At 37.1% G+C, this 20,319-nt stretch carries 10 protein-coding genes, 4 tRNA genes and 3 rRNA genes; 7 read left to right on the forward strand and 10 right to left on the reverse strand.

Annotated features, from left to right (window positions below):
- Positions 1-18 precede the first annotated feature (18 nt).
- Complete coding sequence (locus tag C8C83_RS03310; RefSeq protein ID WP_121326433.1) at positions 19-942, forward strand: type IX secretion system membrane protein PorP/SprF; 924 nt, start codon at positions 19-21, stop codon at positions 940-942.
- 11 nt (positions 943-953) lie between these two features.
- Positions 954-2,882 (forward strand): OmpA family protein, encoded by a 1,929-nt coding sequence (locus tag C8C83_RS03315; RefSeq protein ID WP_132011660.1) that lies wholly within the window; start codon positions 954-956, stop codon positions 2,880-2,882.
- A 198-nt stretch (positions 2,883-3,080) separates the two neighbouring features.
- Here the strand turns inward: C8C83_RS03315 and C8C83_RS03320 are convergent.
- The 8 genes from C8C83_RS03320 to C8C83_RS03355 form a co-directional block, all read right to left on the reverse strand.
- Positions 3,081-3,166, reverse strand: a tRNA-Leu gene (locus C8C83_RS03320).
- A gap of 8 nt (positions 3,167-3,174) precedes the next feature.
- Positions 3,175-3,247: transfer RNA gene (locus C8C83_RS03325), tRNA-Phe, on the reverse strand.
- A gap of 63 nt (positions 3,248-3,310) precedes the next feature.
- Positions 3,311-3,420 (reverse strand): 5S ribosomal RNA (gene rrf / locus C8C83_RS03330).
- Positions 3,421-3,599: 179 nt separating this feature from the next.
- A 23S ribosomal RNA gene (locus tag C8C83_RS03335) occupies positions 3,600-6,481 on the reverse strand.
- 190 nt (positions 6,482-6,671) lie between these two features.
- Positions 6,672-6,745 (reverse strand) — tRNA-Ala (locus C8C83_RS03340).
- A gap of 91 nt (positions 6,746-6,836) precedes the next feature.
- A tRNA-Ile gene (locus C8C83_RS03345) sits at positions 6,837-6,910 on the reverse strand.
- A gap of 133 nt (positions 6,911-7,043) precedes the next feature.
- Positions 7,044-8,557 (reverse strand): 16S ribosomal RNA (locus C8C83_RS03350).
- The 16S, 23S and 5S rRNA genes sit together here with 4 tRNA genes alongside, the layout of an rRNA operon.
- Positions 8,558-9,535: 978 nt before the next feature.
- Positions 9,536-10,537, reverse strand: coding sequence for an LLM class flavin-dependent oxidoreductase (locus C8C83_RS03355; RefSeq protein ID WP_121326435.1), 1,002 nt, complete (start codon positions 10,535-10,537; stop codon positions 9,536-9,538).
- 187 nt (positions 10,538-10,724) lie between these two features.
- Between C8C83_RS03355 and C8C83_RS03360 the strand changes: the two genes are divergently transcribed.
- The 4 genes from C8C83_RS03360 to C8C83_RS03375 all read left to right on the forward strand — a co-directional run bounded on the left by C8C83_RS03360 (position 10,725) and on the right by C8C83_RS03375 (position 15,984).
- Positions 10,725-11,240: a DUF2975 domain-containing protein gene (locus tag C8C83_RS03360; RefSeq protein WP_121326436.1), complete on the forward strand. Its 516-nt coding sequence runs from the start codon at positions 10,725-10,727 to the stop codon at positions 11,238-11,240.
- A gap of 2 nt (positions 11,241-11,242) precedes the next feature.
- Positions 11,243-11,449, forward strand: a complete 207-nt coding sequence (locus C8C83_RS03365) for a helix-turn-helix transcriptional regulator (protein WP_121326437.1) — start codon at positions 11,243-11,245, stop codon at positions 11,447-11,449.
- A 106-nt stretch (positions 11,450-11,555) separates the two neighbouring features.
- Positions 11,556-12,440 (forward strand): ABC transporter ATP-binding protein, encoded by an 885-nt coding sequence (locus C8C83_RS03370; RefSeq protein ID WP_121326438.1) that lies wholly within the window; start codon positions 11,556-11,558, stop codon positions 12,438-12,440.
- 4 nt (positions 12,441-12,444) lie between these two features.
- Positions 12,445-15,984, forward strand: a complete 3,540-nt coding sequence (locus tag C8C83_RS03375; RefSeq protein ID WP_121326439.1) for a M1 family aminopeptidase — start codon at positions 12,445-12,447, stop codon at positions 15,982-15,984.
- 99 nt (positions 15,985-16,083) lie between these two features.
- Here C8C83_RS03375 and C8C83_RS03380 read toward each other — a convergent pair whose 3' ends face one another.
- Positions 16,084-17,319, reverse strand: coding sequence for a polysaccharide deacetylase family protein (locus C8C83_RS03380; protein WP_121326440.1), 1,236 nt, complete (start codon positions 17,317-17,319; stop codon positions 16,084-16,086).
- Between the two features lie 214 nt (positions 17,320-17,533).
- On the opposite strand from C8C83_RS03380, the gene C8C83_RS03385 reads away from it, so the two are divergent.
- The gene (locus tag C8C83_RS03385) at positions 17,534-18,325 is read left to right on the forward strand and encodes an alpha/beta hydrolase (protein WP_121326441.1); all 792 of its coding nucleotides are present in this window, start codon (positions 17,534-17,536) and stop codon (positions 18,323-18,325) included.
- Here C8C83_RS03385 and C8C83_RS03390 read toward each other — a convergent pair.
- Positions 18,317-20,299, reverse strand: coding sequence for a sigma 54-interacting response regulator (locus C8C83_RS03390; protein WP_121326442.1), 1,983 nt, complete (start codon positions 20,297-20,299; stop codon positions 18,317-18,319). The genes C8C83_RS03385 and C8C83_RS03390 overlap by 9 nt on opposite strands.
- Positions 20,300-20,319 lie beyond the last annotated feature (20 nt).

A 20,319-nucleotide genomic window follows, 5' to 3' on the forward strand; every position in this document is an offset into this window, starting at 1 on the left:
CCAAAATAAGAATTGGCTATGATGAAAAATATAAATAAGATTTTCAAAATCATTACGATGCTTTCTGTATTTGGTGTTGCAGCACAGCAAGATCCGCAATACACGCAATATATGTATAATACACTAAGTGTAAACTCTGCTTATGCCGGCTCCTTAGGGCATTTGGCCATAACCGGAATATATAGAACACAATGGGTTGGTCTTGAAGGAGCACCAAACACACAATCGTTCACCTTAGATACACCAGTTGCAAAAAACGTTGGTTTAGGTTTATCAATAGTCAGTGAAGAAATAGGCCCAACTGAAGAACAATATATAGATGCTAATTTCTCGTATACAATACAATCCGGACAAACACATAAATTGTCTTTTGGTATAAAAGGAGGAGGAAGAGTTATCAATATCGATTGGACAAAAGGAAGCCATAGAGAGCCAGACGTTCAATTTCGCGAAAATATTACAAATAAATTTCTACCAGTCGTTGGTGCAGGTTTGTATTGGCATGGTGAAAGAGATTACATCGGAGTAGCCATCCCTAATTTTATGACCCGAGAAAGATATAATTATGATGATATTGCCGATGATCTTGTAAACGAAAGAATGCACGTTTACTTAATTGGAGGAATCGTTTTTGATCTTTCGGCACACACAAAATTTAAACCCGCTGCTTTAGTAAAATATGTTGCTGGAGCACCGCTTATTGCAGATTTTTCAGCCAATTTTATGTTCAATAATGCTTTCACTCTTGGTGCATCCTATCGTACAGGAGATTCTGTAAGTGCGATGGCGTCTTTGCAAATTACACCGCAGTTTCTAGTTGCTTATGCGTACGATTATACCACAACAGAACTCCAAACGTATAATAGTGGCACACACGAAATTATGCTTCGATTTGAATTAGTATCACGCAAAAAGGGATTAAAATCTCCTCGATTCTTTTAACACTATGCTATATGAAAAAAAGAATTACTATACTGGTATTACTGGCAATGCAAATAATTTATTCGCAAACCAAAAACAAAACAGCCGACGCTCTATTTGATAAAATGTATTATATAGAAGCAGCAAAATCGTATGAATTGTCAATAAAAAATGGAGACTTTTCTAAAGAAATCTTGCAGCGCATTGGAGATGCACATTATTTTAATACACAAATGACCAGTGCCAGTAAATGGTACGGAAAATTACTTGCCGATTATCCAAACGATGTTCCGGCAGAATACTATTTTAGATATGCCCAATCTTTACAAGGAATTCAAAATTATGATTTGGCGAAAAAATGGATGAAAAGCTTTTCTGAAAAACAAAAATCAACAGATTCCAAAGCCCAGAATTTTTCCCTTAAAACCATAACACTTGAAGATATTAATAAAATCAAACCACAATTTATACTCGAAAATCTCGAAATCAATTCAGCTTATTCAGACTTTGGTCCAATGTTTTACAAAGGAGATTTGGTTTATTCTACAACGGTAGATTCTTCCTATTTAAAAACAGCAAAATACGGCTGGAACGATCAACCTTATTTAAACATGCAATTAGGAAAAATAAGTACAACACAGACCAATGTTACTTTTAAAGAACGTTTTGGAAAAGAAATTACAACCCAATTTCACGAAGCATGCGTCGCTTTTTCGCCAGATGAAAAAACAATTTATTTTACTCGAAATAATTATAATGGAAAATTAAAAAGAGACAGCAAAGGCATTAATAACCTGAAAATATACTCTGCGAAAGCCATAGAAAATAGCAACGGAATCGTTCGATGGGAAAACGTAAAAGAACTTCCGTTTAACAACGACAATTATTCTGTTGGACAGCCTTCTGTAAGCAAAGACGGGAAAAAATTATATTTCGTTTCAGATATGCCAGGAACACTGGGATCGACAGATATTTTTGTTGTAGATATTTTAGGCGAAGATCAATATTCTAATCCTAAGAATTTAGGCGAAAAAATAAATACCACCGGACGTGAAATGTTTCCGTTTATAACTGATAAAGCTTTGTATTTTTCCTCAGATGGATTTTTGGGGTTGGGTGGACTCGATGTTTTCGAAAGCCGATTAAATGACGGAATCTTCGATTCGCCAAATAATCTTGGTGCACCATTAAACAGTAACAGAGATGATTTTGGTTATATCGTAAACGAAGACACCAATAAAGGTTTTGTATGTTCAAATAGAAAAACAGGAAAAGGTGATGACGATATTTATTCTTTCGAAAGAAGCTGCACACAATCTATAGAAGGTTATATTTATGACGCTATATCAGATAACAAAATTGCCGGAGCTATTGTAACACTTAAAAACAGTGAGAATCAAAAAGTTGACGAAACCGTTTCAAAAATAGATGGAAAATTTGAGTTCAGTGAAAACATCAATTGTAATACACCTTACACGATTGAAGCTGCAAAAGAGAATTTTACCACAAGCGCCAAAGCCATTGTTACTCCCCAAAATTCAGGAATAACCCAAGTTCCAATTGGTCTTGATCCATCGCTGATAGAACGAAAAGATGGTTTACTAAAAATAAAAATTGGCATCATCTTCTTTGATCTCAATAAATCAGACGTTCGTTATGACGCTGCAATCGAATTAAACAAAGTGGTTTTATTAATGAGTCAATATCCAAGTGTAGTCATTAAAATTGAATCACATACAGATTCTAGAGCTAACGACCAATACAATCTTGAACTTTCCGACCGACGCGCAAAAGCAACTAAAGAATATATCATTTCGCAAGGAATTCCTTCTGAAAGAATCCAAAGTGCAGTTGGTTATGGTGAAACACAACTCATAAATAACTGCTCAAACGGGGTTCCTTGTACCGAAGCTCAACATCAAATAAACAGACGAAGCGAGTTCATTATTACCAAAATGTAACCAATATTTAATATATTGCTATAATTAAATGATTTTTTTTGTTTATATTTCGTCATTTATTAGAGAAAAACAAGATTTATGGAGCTATTTCTCGGCAAAATGAGCAAATTTGGATTTAAGATTAGCTCGAAAAAGCTTAAAACGAAACTTTATATCATAAAAAAAACTTCAACCAGCATTTGCCAATTGAAGTTTTAGTACTCAGAGCGGGACTTGAACCCGCACGAACATTGCTGTTCACTGGATTTTAAGTCCAGCGTGTCTACCAATTTCACCATCCGAGCATTAGTAGTGGTACCTCCAGGGATCGAACCAGGGACACATGGATTTTCAGTCCATTGCTCTACCATCTGAGCTAAGGTACCTTATAATTCGCAATATATGCGAATTGAGAATAAAAAACCCTATCATTGATAGGGTTTTCAAAAGAAAGGCGACGACATACTCTCCCACATAACTGCAGTACCATCTGCGCAGGCGGGCTTAACTACTCTGTTCGGGATGGGAAGAGGTGAGCCCCGCCGCAATAACCACCTTAAGGTTGTTAGTTGTTGGTTTTTGGTTGTCGGTTGATGGATTTCTCCAACAACTATCATCTATTAACCATCAACTGCTCTTGCGTCGAGCAAATATTTTAACATACTGAGATAAAGAAAAGTACTTTTATTTACTATTTTTAGAAAGTTTCTCCCCGCACCTTGCGGTGCGGGAAAAGGTGTACATAAGCTTACGGATTATTAGTACTACTCGACTATGACATTACTGCCTTTACATCTATAGCCTATCAACGTGGTCATCTTCCACGATCCTTAAAAGAAATCTCATCTTGTGGTGGGTTTCGCGCTTATATGCTTTCAGCGCTTATCCCTTCCAAACGTAGCTACTCTGCGGTGCCCCTGGCGGGACAACAGATACACTAGAGGTTTGTCCAATTCGGTCCTCTCGTACTAGAATCAGATCCACTCAAATTTCTAACGCCCACAGTAGATAGAGACCGAACTGTCTCACGACGTTCTGAACCCAGCTCGCGTGCCACTTTAATGGGCGAACAGCCCAACCCTTGGGACCTTCTCCAGCCCCAGGATGTGACGAGCCGACATCGAGGTGCCAAACCCCCCCGTCGATATGAGCTCTTGGGGGAGATCAGCCTGTTATCCCCGGCGTACCTTTTATCCTTTGAGCGATGGCCCTTCCATGCGGAACCACCGGATCACTATGCTCTACTTTCGTACCTGATCGACCTGTATGTCTCTCAGTCAAGCTCCCTTATGCCATTGCACTCTACGCACGGTTACCAAGCGTACTGAGGGAACCTTTAGAAGCCTCCGTTACTCTTTTGGAGGCGACCACCCCAGTCAAACTACCCACCAAGCAATGTCCCCCACAATATGGGGTTAGGCCTCAGATAAACAAAGGGTTGTATTTCAACAATGACTCCACAACGCCTGGCGACGCCACTTCACAGTCTCCAACCTATCCTACACATCATTTATCCAAGGTCAATACTAAGCTATAGTAAAGGTGCACAGGGTCTTTTCGTCCCACTGCGGGTAAACGGCATCTTCACCGTTACTACAATTTCACCGAGCTCATGGCTGAGACAGTGTCCAGATCGTTACACCATTCGTGCAGGTCGGAACTTACCCGACAAGGAATTTCGCTACCTTAGGACCGTTATAGTTACGGCCGCCGTTTACTGGGGCTTCAATTCAATGCTTCTCCGAAGATAACATCTCCTCTTAACCTTCCAGCACCGGGCAGGTGTCAGGCCCTATACTTCATCTTACGATTTTGCAGAGCCCTGTGTTTTTGATAAACAGTCGCCTGGACCTCTTCACTGCGGCCAGCTTGCGCTGGCGACCTTTCTCCCGAAGTTACAGGTCTATTTTGCCTAATTCCTTAGCCATGAATCTCTCGAGCACCTTAGGATTCTCTCCTCAACTACCTGTGTCGGTTTACGGTACTGGTACTAATTACCTGAAGTTTAGAGGTTTTTCTTGGAAGCCCTTAGGCGCACTATCTCTTTGTCCGAAGACTCCGAGTACTATCGTATTTCCCCAAGATCTGTGGATTTGCCTGCAGATCTTATAGGTAGGTACTTCAACGAACTATTCCGTCAGTTCGCGGCGCTTTCATCACTCCGTCACCCCATCACAGTAATTAGTAGTACGGGAATATTAACCCGTTAGCCATCGACTGTCCCTTTCGGGTTCGCCTTAGGACCAGACTAACCCACAGCTGATTAGCATAGCTGTGGAAACCTTAGTTTTTCGGTGTGCGGGTTTCTCGCCCGCATTATCGTTACTTATGCCTACATTTTCTTTTCTAACCAGTCCAGCATACCTTACGATACACCTTCAACCCTGTTAGAATGCTCCCCTACCACTTACAATTGCTTGTAAATCCATAGCTTCGGTAATACGCTTATGCCCGATTATTATCCATGCTCGTCCGCTCGACTAGTGAGCTGTTACGCACTCTTTAAATGAATGGCTGCTTCCAAGCCAACATCCTAGCTGTCTGGGCAGACAAACCTCGTTCTTTCAACTTAGCGTATATTTGGGGACCTTAGCTGATGGTCTGGGTTCTTTCCCTCTCGGACTTGGACCTTAGCACCCAAGCCCTCACTGTTATGAAACATTATATAGCATTCGGAGTTTGTCAGGAATTGGTAGGCGGTGAAGCCCCCGCATCCAATCAGTAGCTCTACCTCTATATAACTTTAAACATAACGCTGCACCTAAATGCATTTCGGGGAGTACGAGCTATTTCCGAGTTTGATTGGCCTTTCACCCCTACCCACAGGTCATCCGAAGACTTTTCAACGTCAACCGGTTCGGACCTCCACTGTGTGTTACCACAGCTTCATCCTGCCCATGGGTAGATCACACGGTTTCGCGTCTAACACTACTGACTAAAGCGCCCTATTCAGACTCGCTTTCGCTACGGATCCGTGGCTTAACCACTTAACCTTGCCAGCAACGTTAACTCGTAGGCTCATTATGCAAAAGGCACGCCGTCACCCCACGAAAGGGCTCCGACCGCTTGTAAGCGTATGGTTTCAGGATCTATTTCACTCCGTTATTCACGGTTCTTTTCACCTTTCCCTCACGGTACTGGTTCACTATCGGTCTCTCAGGAGTATTTAGCCTTAGCGGATGGTCCCGCCAAATTCAGACAGGGTTTCACGTGCCCCGCCCTACTCAGGATACCACTATCTATTATACTTGTTACCCATACGGGGCTATCACCCTCTATGGCGTCACTTTCCAGTAACTTCCGGTTCCTTGTACATAAAATGTCGTGGTCCTACAACCCCAACAATGCCGTAACATCATTGGTTTGGGCTAATCCGCGTTCGCTCGCCACTACTTACGGAATCACTTTTGTTTTCTTCTCCTCCGCCTACTTAGATGTTTCAGTTCAGCGGGTTTGCCCACCTATCGGTGTACTATGTCTTCAACATAGTGGGTTGCCCCATTCAGGTATCTACGGATCAATCGGTGTGTGCCCGTCCCCGTAGCTTTTCGCAGCTTATCACGCCTTTCATCGCCTCTGAGAGCCTAGGCATCCCCCATACGCCCTTATTTTGCTTATTGTACCAATCTTGTTATTTAAAACAAGACCGTTTTTTTTTGTCTTTTACAATAAATTGTAAAAAACGCTTTCTACTTTTTATTATTTTCTTATCTCAATATGTCAATGAACTTTTATTTGGTTGTTTGTTTTTAGTTATTAGTTATTAGGTAAACCTATCAACTTTAAACTATCAACTGACAACTAAATCAGTGGAGAATAACGGAGTCGAACCGTTGACCTCCTGCGTGCAAGGCAGGCGCTCTAGCCAGCTGAGCTAATCCCCCATTTTTAAATGATGAGTTATGAATTATGAGTTATGAATTCACTCATAAACGCTCAACTTCTAAAATTTCCTTTTTTTCTCAAGTTAAATAGTAGTCCCGGGCAGACTCGAACTGCCGACCCCTACATTATCAGTGTAGTACTCTAACCAGCTGAGCTACGAGACTCTGTTTTTCTTAAGTTTTTCATTATTTTTTTAAATTAACAGCAAGAGTAATTGAATCTTAATATTCAGAACCTATAAATAGACATCTTTTTTCCTCAACGTGTTGACAAGTCAACTAACATTCGAGGCTCTAGAAAGGAGGTGTTCCAGCCGCACCTTCCGGTACGGCTACCTTGTTACGACTTAGCCCTAGTTACCAGTTTTACCCTAGGCAGCTCCTTGCGGTCACCGACTTCAGGCACCCCCAGCTTCCATGGCTTGACGGGCGGTGTGTACAAGGCCCGGGAACGTATTCACCGGATCATGGCTGATATCCGATTACTAGCGATTCCAGCTTCACGGAGTCGAGTTGCAGACTCCGATCCGAACTGTGACCGGTTTTATAGATTCGCTCCTGGTCGCCCAGTGGCTGCTCTCTGTACCGGCCATTGTAGCACGTGTGTAGCCCAAGGCGTAAGGGCCGTGATGATTTGACGTCATCCCCACCTTCCTCACAGTTTGCACTGGCAGTCTTGTTAGAGTTCCCGACATGACTCGCTGGCAACTAACAACAGGGGTTGCGCTCGTTATAGGACTTAACCTGACACCTCACGGCACGAGCTGACGACAACCATGCAGCACCTTGTAATTTGTCTTGCGAAAAATCTGTTTCCAAATCGGTCAAACTACATTTAAGCCTTGGTAAGGTTCCTCGCGTATCATCGAATTAAACCACATGCTCCACCGCTTGTGCGGGCCCCCGTCAATTCCTTTGAGTTTCATTCTTGCGAACGTACTCCCCAGGTGGGATACTTATCACTTTCGCTTAGCCACTGAAATTGCTTCCAACAGCTAGTATCCATCGTTTACGGCGTGGACTACCAGGGTATCTAATCCTGTTCGCTACCCACGCTTTCGTCCATCAGCGTCAATCCATTAGTAGTAACCTGCCTTCGCAATTGGTATTCCATGTAATCTCTAAGCATTTCACCGCTACACTACATATTCTAGTTACTTCCTAATAATTCAAGTTTAACAGTATCAATGGCCGTTCCACCGTTGAGCGATGGGCTTTCACCACTGACTTATTAAACCGCCTACGGACCCTTTAAACCCAATGATTCCGGATAACGCTTGGATCCTCCGTATTACCGCGGCTGCTGGCACGGAGTTAGCCGATCCTTATTCTTACGATACCGTCAAGCTCCAACACGTTGGAGTGTTTCTTCTCGTATAAAAGCAGTTTACAATCCATAGGACCGTCATCCTGCACGCGGCATGGCTGGATCAGGCTTGCGCCCATTGTCCAATATTCCTCACTGCTGCCTCCCGTAGGAGTCTGGTCCGTGTCTCAGTACCAGTGTGGGGGATCTCCCTCTCAGGACCCCTACCCATCGTAGCCTTGGTAAGCCGTTACCTTACCAACTAGCTAATGGGACGCATGCTCATCTTTTACCGTTGTGACTTTAATAGTAGAATCATGCGATTCAGCTATACTATGAGGTATTAATCCAAATTTCTCTGGGCTATCCCTCTGTAAAAGGTAGATTGCATACGCGTTACGCACCCGTGCGCCGGTCTCTAGCTCCGAAGAACTATACCCCTCGACTTGCATGTGTTAAGCCTGCCGCTAGCGTTCATCCTGAGCCAGGATCAAACTCTTCATCGTATATTTTAATATTATATTGCGATGTTTTCTCTATCGGTTCTTTTCGAATCTCTCAATTCTATTACTCTTATTCTTTTGTTTTAACATCTCTGTTAAAACGGCTGTCAATTCAATATGTCTACGAACGTGTTTCTTTTTTGTTTCGCTTGTCTCTCAAAGCGGGTGCAAAAGTAGAAAACTTATTTCTAACTGGCAAATGTTTTTTGAAGTTTTTTTTTAAGAAAATTTCTTTTCTTTTTAACTTCATATTTACCAATCTTTCAATGAACTTTCCCTGTTTTGCGGGGTGCAAATGTAATATCCCTTTTCGAATCTCACAAGCTTTTTTGAATCTTTTTTGAAAATAAATTTTCACATTTGATTGTTTTGCTTGTCAGTATTTCTGTGAACGTCTATCGCTGTTGCGGGTGCAAAAGTAGGTAGTTTATTTACATTTACAAGCCTTTTTTTAAACTATTTTTAATATATTTTATAAGTCGCTGGTTTGGCGTTTTTTACATCTCAAAGTTTTTTCTCTGTTTTTGGGATTTTATGCTTTTGGGGCGTTTTTACCACAAAGATGCAAAGGTTCTTTTTGTTTGGATGCGTTTTAAGAAGATCGCTAAACTGGAGTTTACTGGGGTTTTATTAGTCTCGCAAAGACGTTATACTTGATTTCTTTGGCTTTTTTAATCTCGCAAAGGCACAAAGGCGCTAAGTTTTTATTTTCATGACTGATCTTTCTTTTGAAAACCTCTGCCCTAGCCCCGATAATAGCGGAAATCCTTTTGTGCCGGGGTTCGGCACAAAAGATTGAAGTGGATAGCGGGAAATAGCTCCTGATACTTATCGTAAAAGCTTCGACTTCGCTCAGCTGAACAAAGACTACTCTTATATATATGTACAAATAATAAACCCGACAGGTTTCAAAAACCTGTCGGGTTGTGAATAGAATTCTTCCTTATATATTAGGAGGGATTTTATACTTATATATGTATACTAATTTAAACTGTCAATTACTTGTTTGGTGATTTCGATACTTTTTAGTTTTGTTTGATGATCGAAGATTGGACTGGTTACCATTAATTCATCAATTCTTGAATAATCAATGAACTTTTTTAGGTCTACTATCAACTGTTCTTTGTTTCCTGTAAAGGTACATGCAGTCATTTGATTTACATGGAAACGCTCTTCTTCGCCCATGATATCGTCCAGAGATGGAACTGGCGGCTGCAAGCCTTTGCGATCATTACGAATCAAGTTGAGAAACATTTGATATAAGCTCGTCGATAAAAATTCAGCTTCTTCGTTTGTGTCTGCTGCTACGATATTTACACAGGCCATTGTTTTGGGTTTATCCAAGACATCTGATGCCTGGAAATTCTCGCGATAGAACTCAAAAGCTTGAATCATTTGGCGTGGTGCAAAATGTCCAGCAAAGGCATACGGTAAACCATAGGCTGCGGCAAGAGCGGCACTTTCCATGCTTGAACCCAGAATCCAGATGGGAACACTTGTACCTTCGGCTGGGAATGCGCGGACTTTGGCGGTTGCATTTTCGATCGAAAAATAATCCTGAAGCTTGCTTACGTTTGCAGGAAAACGCTGTGCTTGTTCAAAAAAATCTTTTCTAATGGCTTCGGCTGTTGGCTGATCTGTTCCCGGCGCTCTTCCTAACCCCAAGTCGATTCGGTTTGGGTAAAGCGTTTCTAAGGTTCCGAATTGCTCGGCTACTATTAAAGGAGAATGATTTGGCAACATGATCCCGCCTGAACCTACACGAATCTTTTTTGTATGACTGGCGATAAAACCAATCAATACTACAGTTGCTGAACTGGCAACGTGTGCCATGTTATGATGTTCTGCCAACCAAAAACGCTTGTAATCTAGTTGATCTGCGAGTTGCGCTATGTCTTTTGTTTTTTGAAATGTTTCGGCTGCGTTGCTATCCTGAGTGATGATAGCGAGCTCTAATAGAGAGACTGAAATTGGGTTTTTCATATAAAAAAATGCTAGTATGCAAAATTAACTCATTTATAGAGATGTCTTTTCTTTTCTAATGTTAATAGATTTATAATGTTTTTAGTTAAGACAAAAAAATATCCGAATTATATTTTTTTGATAATTAATTATTGTTTTACGATAATTAATTATACATTTGCAATATCAAAACTAAATTTAGGTACAAATGAAAACCACTCACATTGTTTCGAAAATCTTATTTTATGTTACGCGCTTTCTGGCTGTTGTATATTTTACATTAGCATTCTATTCTTTGTTAACTCTGATTACGGGATTTTCATTGAATTTTAAAGATAACGGAAAATATTTTCAGATTTGCTATCCGTTTACCGATCATCCGCTTATGCTTGGCGATTATAATCTTCCTTATATTATTTTTGAGTTTTTGTCTCCTTTGAGTCTTTATGGTCTTTTCTTTTTATTGATCAGTAATGTTTTTAAGATATTTTTTCAGCCTAAATTATTTACTCAAAACGGGATTAATCATTTGAGGCAATTTTATCTAACCAATTTAATTTTACCAAGCCTTGTTATATTTTTAGCTTCTTTCTTTGTTTCGCTTGACAATGAGGTTAGCATTTTTATTGTACTACATTTTATGCTGGGCGTTTTTGCTTACTTTTTAGCTGCTATTTTTAAACAGGGATTGAACCTTCAGAACGAACAAGACTTATTTATATAATCATGCCAATAATTGTAAACGTTGATGTCATGCTTGCGAGACGTAAGATGCAAAGTAAAGAATTGGCTGAAAAACTAGAAATTACGCCCGCCAATTTATCGATACTTAAAACCGGAAAAGCCAAGGGAATCCGGTTTGATACGCTGGAAGCTATTTGTAAAATTCTGGATTGCCAGCCCGGTGATATTTTAGAATACGTAAGCGAATAAATCTTTTTTAAATCTCTTTTATAAAAACCGACTCTCTGAGGTTGGCAGGAATGCTATTGCCTATTTTTTTTTCAATCATATATATAATCATTAAATCAATCAAAAAATGAACAGTTTATCAATCAAAAATCTCAGCAAAACGTATGAGAACGGTACTCAGGCTCTGGCCGATGTATCACTGGAAATTACGAACGGAATGTTTGGCTTATTGGGTCCAAACGGTGCCGGAAAGTCTACTTTAATGCGAACTATTGCGGCTTTGCAGGAACCTACTTTTGGAATTATTGAGTTTAACGGAATCAATATTCTGGAAAATCCGATGTATATAAGAGAAAATCTAGGTTATTTGCCTCAGGAATTTGGTGTTTATCCTAAAATTTCGGCTTATCGCTTGTTAGATCATTTGGCAATTTTGAAGGGAATTGTCAATAAACAAGAAAGACACGATCAGATTTTGACTTTATTACAACAAACTAATTTACTTCAGCATAAAGATAAGGCGGTTCACTCCTTTTCTGGTGGAATGCGTCAGCGTTTTGGGATTGCACAGGCTTTGCTCGGAAATCCGAAGATTATTATTGTGGATGAACCTACGGCGGGTCTTGATCCTGAGGAAAGAAACCGTTTTAATAACTTATTAAGCGAAATTGGCGAAAGCATTATTGTACTCCTATCTACTCATATTGTTGAAGATGTTCGGGATTTGTGTACCAAAATGGCAATTATTGCGAACGGAAAATTAATTCTGGAAGCAAATCCTAATGATGCAATTGACACTTTAAAGGATAAAATATGGATGAAAGCCATTCATAAATCTGAATTGCAGGATTATCAGACTAATTTTAATATTATCTCCTCGCATTTGAATTCGGGAAAACTGAATATTCATGTTTTTGCAGATCAACAGCCAGATTCTGGTTTTGGTCTAATTTCTCCGGATTTAAGCGATGTTTATTTTTCTGTTTTAGCTCAAAATCAACTTAAAAAGTAACGTTATGTTTTCAAAGTTATTACGATTTGAATGGCATAACAATACCAGAAACTGGAGCTTTTATGCCACATTTTTAGTTTATTTGATCTTTGGATTTTTTGTAAGCGCTTTTGCTAATTTCTCTTTTTCGGGTGCTTATAAAAATAGTCCTTATGTTTTGACATATGCCATTGGGCTGATTTCGTTAACTACGATATTTTCGATCACGCTTCAGGTGGCGCAAAATTTCCTTAAGGAATATGAAACTAAATTTGACTCGATCATTTTTACGACGCCAATTTTTAAGTTTCATTATTTAGGAAGTAAGTTTATTGCTGCTTTTGGAATTGCAATTGTTTCTTTCGGTATGTTTATAATCGGGATGATGATTGGTCATTTGATGCCTTGGTTGTCAAAAGATGAAATTGGACCGTTTTCGTTTTTGAATTATTTTTGGCCGTATTTGGTTTTGGTAATTCCTAATATACTGTTGTGCCTTTCTGTTTTGACAACTTTGGCGTGGTTAACCAGAAGCAAACTCTTTATATATGTAGGCGGTTTTATGGTTTACATTTTATATATCGCGGGTTCGTTGTTCTCTAACTCCCCTATTTTTGCCAATGCTTCGCCTTCGTCAGCGGCTGCAATGTCGCTTGCTGCAAAAGTTGATCCGTTTGGGTTAGCGGCTTTTCTGGAACAAACGAGATACTTTACTTCTATCGAAAAAAATACTAATCTTCTGGATTTATCGGGCAATTTTCTATTTAATAGAATTCTTTGGCTGAGTGTTTCTGTTCTATTAATTCTGGTTTCTTATCGTTTCTTCTCTTTTAGAAAAACAAAAACTAAAAAGGTTAAACCAATTAAAGTTCTAAAAACTGAACACATTTCTTTTTCTACGGAAGTACCCAAAAATATTGAATTCAGAACTTTGAAACATAATTTATTGGTTCTGAAAAGTTACATCAAAATGGATGTTTCACTGATTTTGAAAGGAATTCCGTTTTTGTTAATTGCGCTTTTATTCTCGGGATTACTATCTATTGAAATTTCAGATGAGATTGATGGCGGAATTAGATTGTCTCAAAACATTGCTAATACAGCTTTGATGATTAGCACGATTATGGATCGTTTGCCTTTTATTCTGATTTTAATTCTGCTCTTTTATAGTAATGAATTGATCAACCGAAGCGAAAGTTCCCGATTTGAAATGCTGGAAAATACAACGCCTTATCAGCAAACCGTCGTTTTACTCTCAAAAATCATTTCTCTTTTTACGATTCCGCTTCTTATAATTGCTTTGAGCATTTTAATTGGTTGTGCTTTTCAAATCGCTCATGCGAATGCTCCAATAGAATTTGGGCTTTATCTTTCGTTATTTTTTTATCTGGGTTTGCCTATTTTATTGATTTCGATTTTAGTTGTTTTTATTCAGACGCTTATTCCTAATAAATATCTGGGACTTTCAGCTGCAACCATTATTACGATTTTAATAAGTACCGGAATTGGTGAACAATTAGGAATTTCTCATCCTTTATTGAGATTTGGAGATTCTTTTAAAAGAGAATATTTTGATTTGAATGGTTTCGGGAAATATACTTTTGCATTTGATGTTTCAATGTTATACAATTTCGGATTGGCTTTGATTCTACTAATATTGACGGGAATTTTATGGAAACGAAATACTTCTGTTCTAAAATCATTCCGAAGACATTCGTTTAATTCGATTCAAAAAATGGTTTTTACTTTCGGAATTCTTCTTTTTATTGGCTTTGGAAGTTACCTTTTTTACAAAACCAATATTGAATATCCATATATTACTGAAGAAGATCAAAACAATTGGAGTGAACAATATGAGTTGCAATTCAAAAAATATATTGATTTACCGCAACCTACGATAACTTCTGTAAAAAGTAATGTAGATTTATTTCCGTCAGAAAATCGATATGAGGTAAAAGGAGCGTATGAATTAATCAATAATGCCGAAAAACCAATTGATAGTTTACTCCTATATATAGATCGGAATTCGAAACTAACTTCAATTGAAATTCCGAATGCTAAAAAATTAAATGATGTTTCTGCATTCAATCATTATTGGTATAAATTAGAAAAGCCTCTACAACCGCATCAGAAAATGAAAATTTCGTTTTCGTTTGAATCAACCTGGTCGCCATTTAAAGGTCATACATCTTTTAATTCGATTATAGAAAATGGTTCTTTTATGCGCATAAGCCGTTATTATCCTTATTTTGGTTATCAGGATTCTAACGAAATTGAAAGTGAAAAAGAACGTTTAAAAAGACATTTACCGGCACAAACTCCGCTAAAAAAACTGGAAGATAAATCAATAGTACCGCAAAATTTTATTGATTACGAAACTGTTGTTTCTACTTCTCAGAATCAAACCGCAATTGGGGTTGGCGATTTAATTGGAAAATGGAAAAAAGGCAATCGCAATTATTTTCATTATAAATCAAATGGAAAAATTCCGTTTCGATTTGCTGTATCTTCAGCTGTTTATAAAATTCAAAAAACAGTTTACAAAGGGATTACCGTTGAAGTTTATTATGATTCAAGACATTCGAGAAATGTTGCAAAATTGATAAAAGACATAGAAAACACACTGGATTATTGCCAAAACAACTTTGGTAAATATCCGTATAAAACGATTCGATATGCCGAAATTTCTGCTTTCGTTAATGGTTTTGCCGCGACTTCTTACCCTTCTACGGTTTTTATGAAAGAGAATTTTGGTTTTTATAGTGACTTAAATCATAAGGATAAGGAAGATGTGATTAACCAATTGACAGCGCATGAATTGTCGCACGAATGGTGGGGAAATTCTCAAATTAGTCCGGAACAAAAAGAAGGAAGCTGGATTTTGACCGAAACTCTGGCACAATACACGGAATTGATGCTTTATGAAAAAGAACATGGATTGGAAAAAGCATTGGAAACTTTAAAAATTCATCTTGATTTGTATTTGAGCAGCCGAAGCTACGATCCTGAAACGCCTCTTTATAAAACGAATTATGATACGCCGCATCTACCTTATGATAAAGGAATGCTTGTAATGCATCAATTGAGAATGCTAATTGGAGTAGAAAAAGTAAATCTTGCTTTAAGTAATTTTCTAAGTCATTATAAATATCCAAACCAAACACCGGATTCTGAAGATTTATTGAAAGAGATTTATTCGGTTACAGATCAAAAACTGCATTATAAATTAGATGAAATGTTCAAGCAAATTATTACGTATTCCTCTAATATAGTTTCAGTTGAAAGTCAAAAGAAGAATGGTTTTTATGAAGTTTCTTTTAAAGTGAATTCTGAAAAATACTCTGAGAATTCAACCGGAAAACGAAAACTGATTGCAAACGATTCAATAATAGATATTGGTGTTTATGATGAAAACGGAAAATTAGTTTCTTATCCTTTTTCAATTAAAAATAATCAGGTTGAAGGAAAAATTAAACTCAAAACCAAACCTCAACGCATTATTGTTGATCCGTATTTAAAGAATATAGACACTTTTTATAAGGATAACGAAAAGGAAATCAATTAGTTTTTTTGCCACGAATTACACAAATTTTCGCTAATTTCTATTCAGTTTGAGCTGAATTTAATTTGTGGAAATTCGTGTAATTCGTGGCAAAAACTTTTCTTATTTTAACTCAATCGTAATTAATTTATGCTTGTTTTTTCCGTCGCTGGAAATCTTGAAATCTGTTGAAGTTGATTCTATTTCAAATTTAGCCGGTGTATCAATTGCTAATGAAATAGCACGATATCTGAATGTTTCCGGAATTTCAGGAAGTTCAATTGTTACAATTCCTTCTTTATTGTTTTGTGAGTAATTGATTTTGATTCTGTCGCGAAGCCAGATATATTCGTAAACTTCCTGCCAAGGCGCCATCCAAATACTATCATCTCCTTTTGCTCCATATTTATTGGCAATGGCTGTCATGTAATATTTAAAATCGGGAAAACGCATGCTCAAATTCCAAAGATTTTGATTTCCAACTCCGTGCGTGAATTCGTTATACCAAACCGGATTTGGTGATTTTGTAATTGATTCGAGCTTTTCTAAAAATCCATCCATTGTTTTGAATCCAATCGTGTCATTTGAGCTTTGAACAAATGTTCGGGCATAAATCATTTTATCCAGATTTACTTTTCCCTTTACATCAATTATTGGTCCTGAACCTACAAAAGAAGCTACAGAAAAAGAACCGTTTGCCAAGGCATCTCTTTCATATTCTAACTGATATCCCGGATCGCTTTCTCCTCCAGGAACTACAAAATGAGACATTGTAAATCCTAAATTTTGCTTTATTGAAGCCGTATTTTCTGTTACTTCTTTCAAAAAATTAGTTCCGTGTTTGGTGGCGTGATGAAAACCGTGATTCAAAATATCCCAACCTGCATCGTACATTTCTTTTACTTCCGGCCAGGAAAGATGTCCGCGATTTGCTGGTAAATTGCCAATTGCGGCTCCATTAATGGCTAAACCTATTTTAAACGGGATTTTAGTTCCCAAATTATTAGTGTAAAAAAGTCCTTTTGAAGTCGTTCCGTCTCCGCCTTGATCGTTTTTCCATTCGCTGATTTCTTTACCGCTAATTTTCCCGCCATTCAACAAAGGAAAAGCCGTTAGAAAAGTTGATCGATATCCGTCGTCAGCCGTAAAACTATAAGCCAAATGTTTATTGAATTTTAAAGCCGAAGGTTGAATTTTTACTTTGTCAGCTGACTTTGATTTTATTTTAAATGAAATCAATTTTGGCTGTAAGGAATCCATTTCTGGATTTGGCGTATTTGCTGAACAAAAAAATATTCCATTAATGAGGAGAAAAAATATCGACAAAAAAATTCTCATTTTAGGTTGTGCTATTTTCATTTGAAATATCTGATTTAGAGTTCCTAAAGATACATTTCTTTGAAAAAACTAGTTCAAAAAATTGATATTTCAATAGTTTAAAATTTTATTTAACGATATATAATAACAATTACTAAACAAAACGCAAGTAGTTCTTTTATAATCAATACTTTACAAATAAGGCATGTAGTTTGTTATTTCTTAAATATTCAAAAAATATCAAACTATCTTAATTATGTACCTATCTAATACAAAGACTATTGTGTTTATTACGGGAGCGTTTGTGAGTCATTCTTGCTGGAAGGAATGGATTGTTTTTTTTGAAAATAAAGGTTACAAAGCCGTTGCGCCACCTTGGCCTTATAAAAATGAGTTGACCGAAACTTTAAGAAGTGAACATCCAGATTCTAAAATTGCTCAACTTCGATTAAATATCTTAATTGATTATTATACGGAGATTATCGAAAAACTTACCGAAAAACCTATTTTAATCGGACATTCTTACGGTGGTCTTTTGACGCAATTATTGATTCAAAAAGAACTTGCCGCGGCTGGAGTTTGCATACATTCTTTTCCTCCGAAAGGCGTTATTACCACAAAATTTTCATTTTATAAAGCTACATGGAAATCTTTAGGCTTTTTTTCATCCACAAAACATACCTATTTAATGTCTTTTAAAGAATGGCAATTTGCCTTTACAAACACAATGGAATTTGAGGATCAGAAAGAATCTTATGAAAAATTGGTGATTCCGGAATCTAAGCAAGTAATGCGTGATATTATTTCAAATTCAGCTAAAATTAATTTTAAAAAACCACACGTTCCCATACTTTTTTTATCCGGTTCTAATGATACTATTATACCGTCGTCACTTAATTATTCTAATTTTAAGAAGTACAAAAACCTACATTCTATAACTTGTTATAAAGAATTTGAAAATAAAAATCATTTCGTTCTGGGACAATTAAACTGGGATGAAACCGCTGGTTTTATTGTCAATTGGCTTGAGAAAATCAGTTTAATTTAATTCTCTTTTAATTTCCAGTTTTTTGATTTTTGAATTTAATGTCGAAGGATGAATGTCGAGAATTTCTGCTGCACCTCCGGTTCCGGATATTTTTCCGTTGCATTTTTTCAGAATGTACAAAATATAATCTCGTTCGTTTTCCAGAATAGTTTTTATCGAAAATGATTCGTTTGCCTGATCAGGATGCATTTTTGAAGAAGGTGAAATTTCGATTTCTTTAATTGTGTTTCCGTCTGTCAATAAAATGGCACGTTGAATTACGTGTTCTAATTCTCTAATATTTCCCGGCCAGTTATAATTCATAATCTGCTGCAAGGCGTTTTCTGAAAGTGAAGGCACTTTTCTGCCCATTTTCTCACTGTAAACTTGCATAAAATGACTTGCCAATTCCGGAATATCTTCTTTTCGTTTTTTTAATGGCGGAACCATAATTGGAAAAACATGCAAACGATAATACAAATCCATTCTAAATCGTCCGGCGGCAACTTCTTCTTCTAAGTTTTTATTGGTGGCCGCAACAATTCTAACATCAATTTTTAGAGGAGCTTTTCCTCCAATGCGTTCGATTTCTCTTTCCTGCAAAACTCGCAATAATTTAACCTGAAGTTCCAAAGGCATTTCTCCTATTTCATCCAGAAAAATAGTTCCTCCGTCTGCAAGTTCAAATTTACCGATTCGTTTATCTAAAGCTCCGGTAAAAGCACCTCTTTCATGTCCAAAAAGCAATGATTCTGCAAGATTTTCAGGAATGGCACCACAATTTATAATGACCAAAGGCTTGTCTTTTCGAGGAGAAAGTGCATGAATACTTTGAGCAATTTTTTCTTTTCCAGTTCCACTTTCGCCTAAAACTAAAACGGAAGTATCTGATGGAGCAACTTTTCTGATGTAATCAAAAACAGTTATCATATGGTTACTGTTTCCTATAATTCCTTCAAAACCAATTACGCTTTTTTCAACATTTAAATTTTTATTTACGGTTTCTTTTTTAGTTTTTTCATCCAAATTCAAAGCGCCTCCGGAATACGTTTTATTAATAAACTGAAGCAAATTACTTTCTAAATTTGATAATAATTTTAGATTTTCATCTGAATATACGCTGAAATTTCGGCTATAGAAAGTAAAATAAAACCTTTGAACTGATGCAATTGTAATTGGGAAAACCAAATAAGATTTAATTCCGAAATTATGCGCAATTAAACTTTTTATTGGTGCTTCCTGAAAATTATTAATCAAAGATTCTTCACTATAAATAATAGGTTTAGCATCCGATTTTGATTTTTTGTAGGTATCGTTTAATTCTTTTATTGAAATATCTGCTATTTTGGACAGTTTTTCTGAACTTATAATTTGATAATCGTCTATACTTTTACGCATAATACCCAAATTATCATAAGCAGTTGTATTAAGAAAACCAACTTCTAAATAATCAAACGAAATAAAGGACTGCACTATTTTTGCCAATGCCAAAAGTGATTCTTCTTTTTTTAAATCAGAATTTACGATTTCGTTAATTCCATTTTGAAGTTCTAATTGCTGCACCAATTGTGATTCCAAACTATATTCCTGACGATAAAAAGCAATCTCGAGCGTTGTTAAAACATCTTGTTCTCTAAAAGGTTTTACGATAAATCCATAAGGTTGTGTCGTTTTTGCCTGATCTAAAATACTTTTGCTGGAATTTGCCGATATATAGATAAATCCAATGCGGTTTTCTTTTAGAATTTTGGCAAGATCTATTCCGTTTCGAGTTCCTTTTAACATAATATCGACAAAAACTAAATCCGGCTTTTCGTTCTGAATTTGTTCCAAAGCCTGATCAACAGAACGTGCAATTCCAGTAACTTCATAATTTGCTTTTTCAAGTATTAATTGCAAATCATGTGCCTCAATAAATTGGTCTTCAACAATTAAAATTCTCTTTTTAAAGCTGTTATCAGATGAATTATTGAGATTGCCTGAAGCCGTTTTCATAATTGTGGTATTTTTATTGT

The sequence above is a fragment of the Flavobacterium sp. 90 genome (assembly GCF_004339525.1).
Taxonomy (GTDB): domain Bacteria; phylum Bacteroidota; class Bacteroidia; order Flavobacteriales; family Flavobacteriaceae; genus Flavobacterium.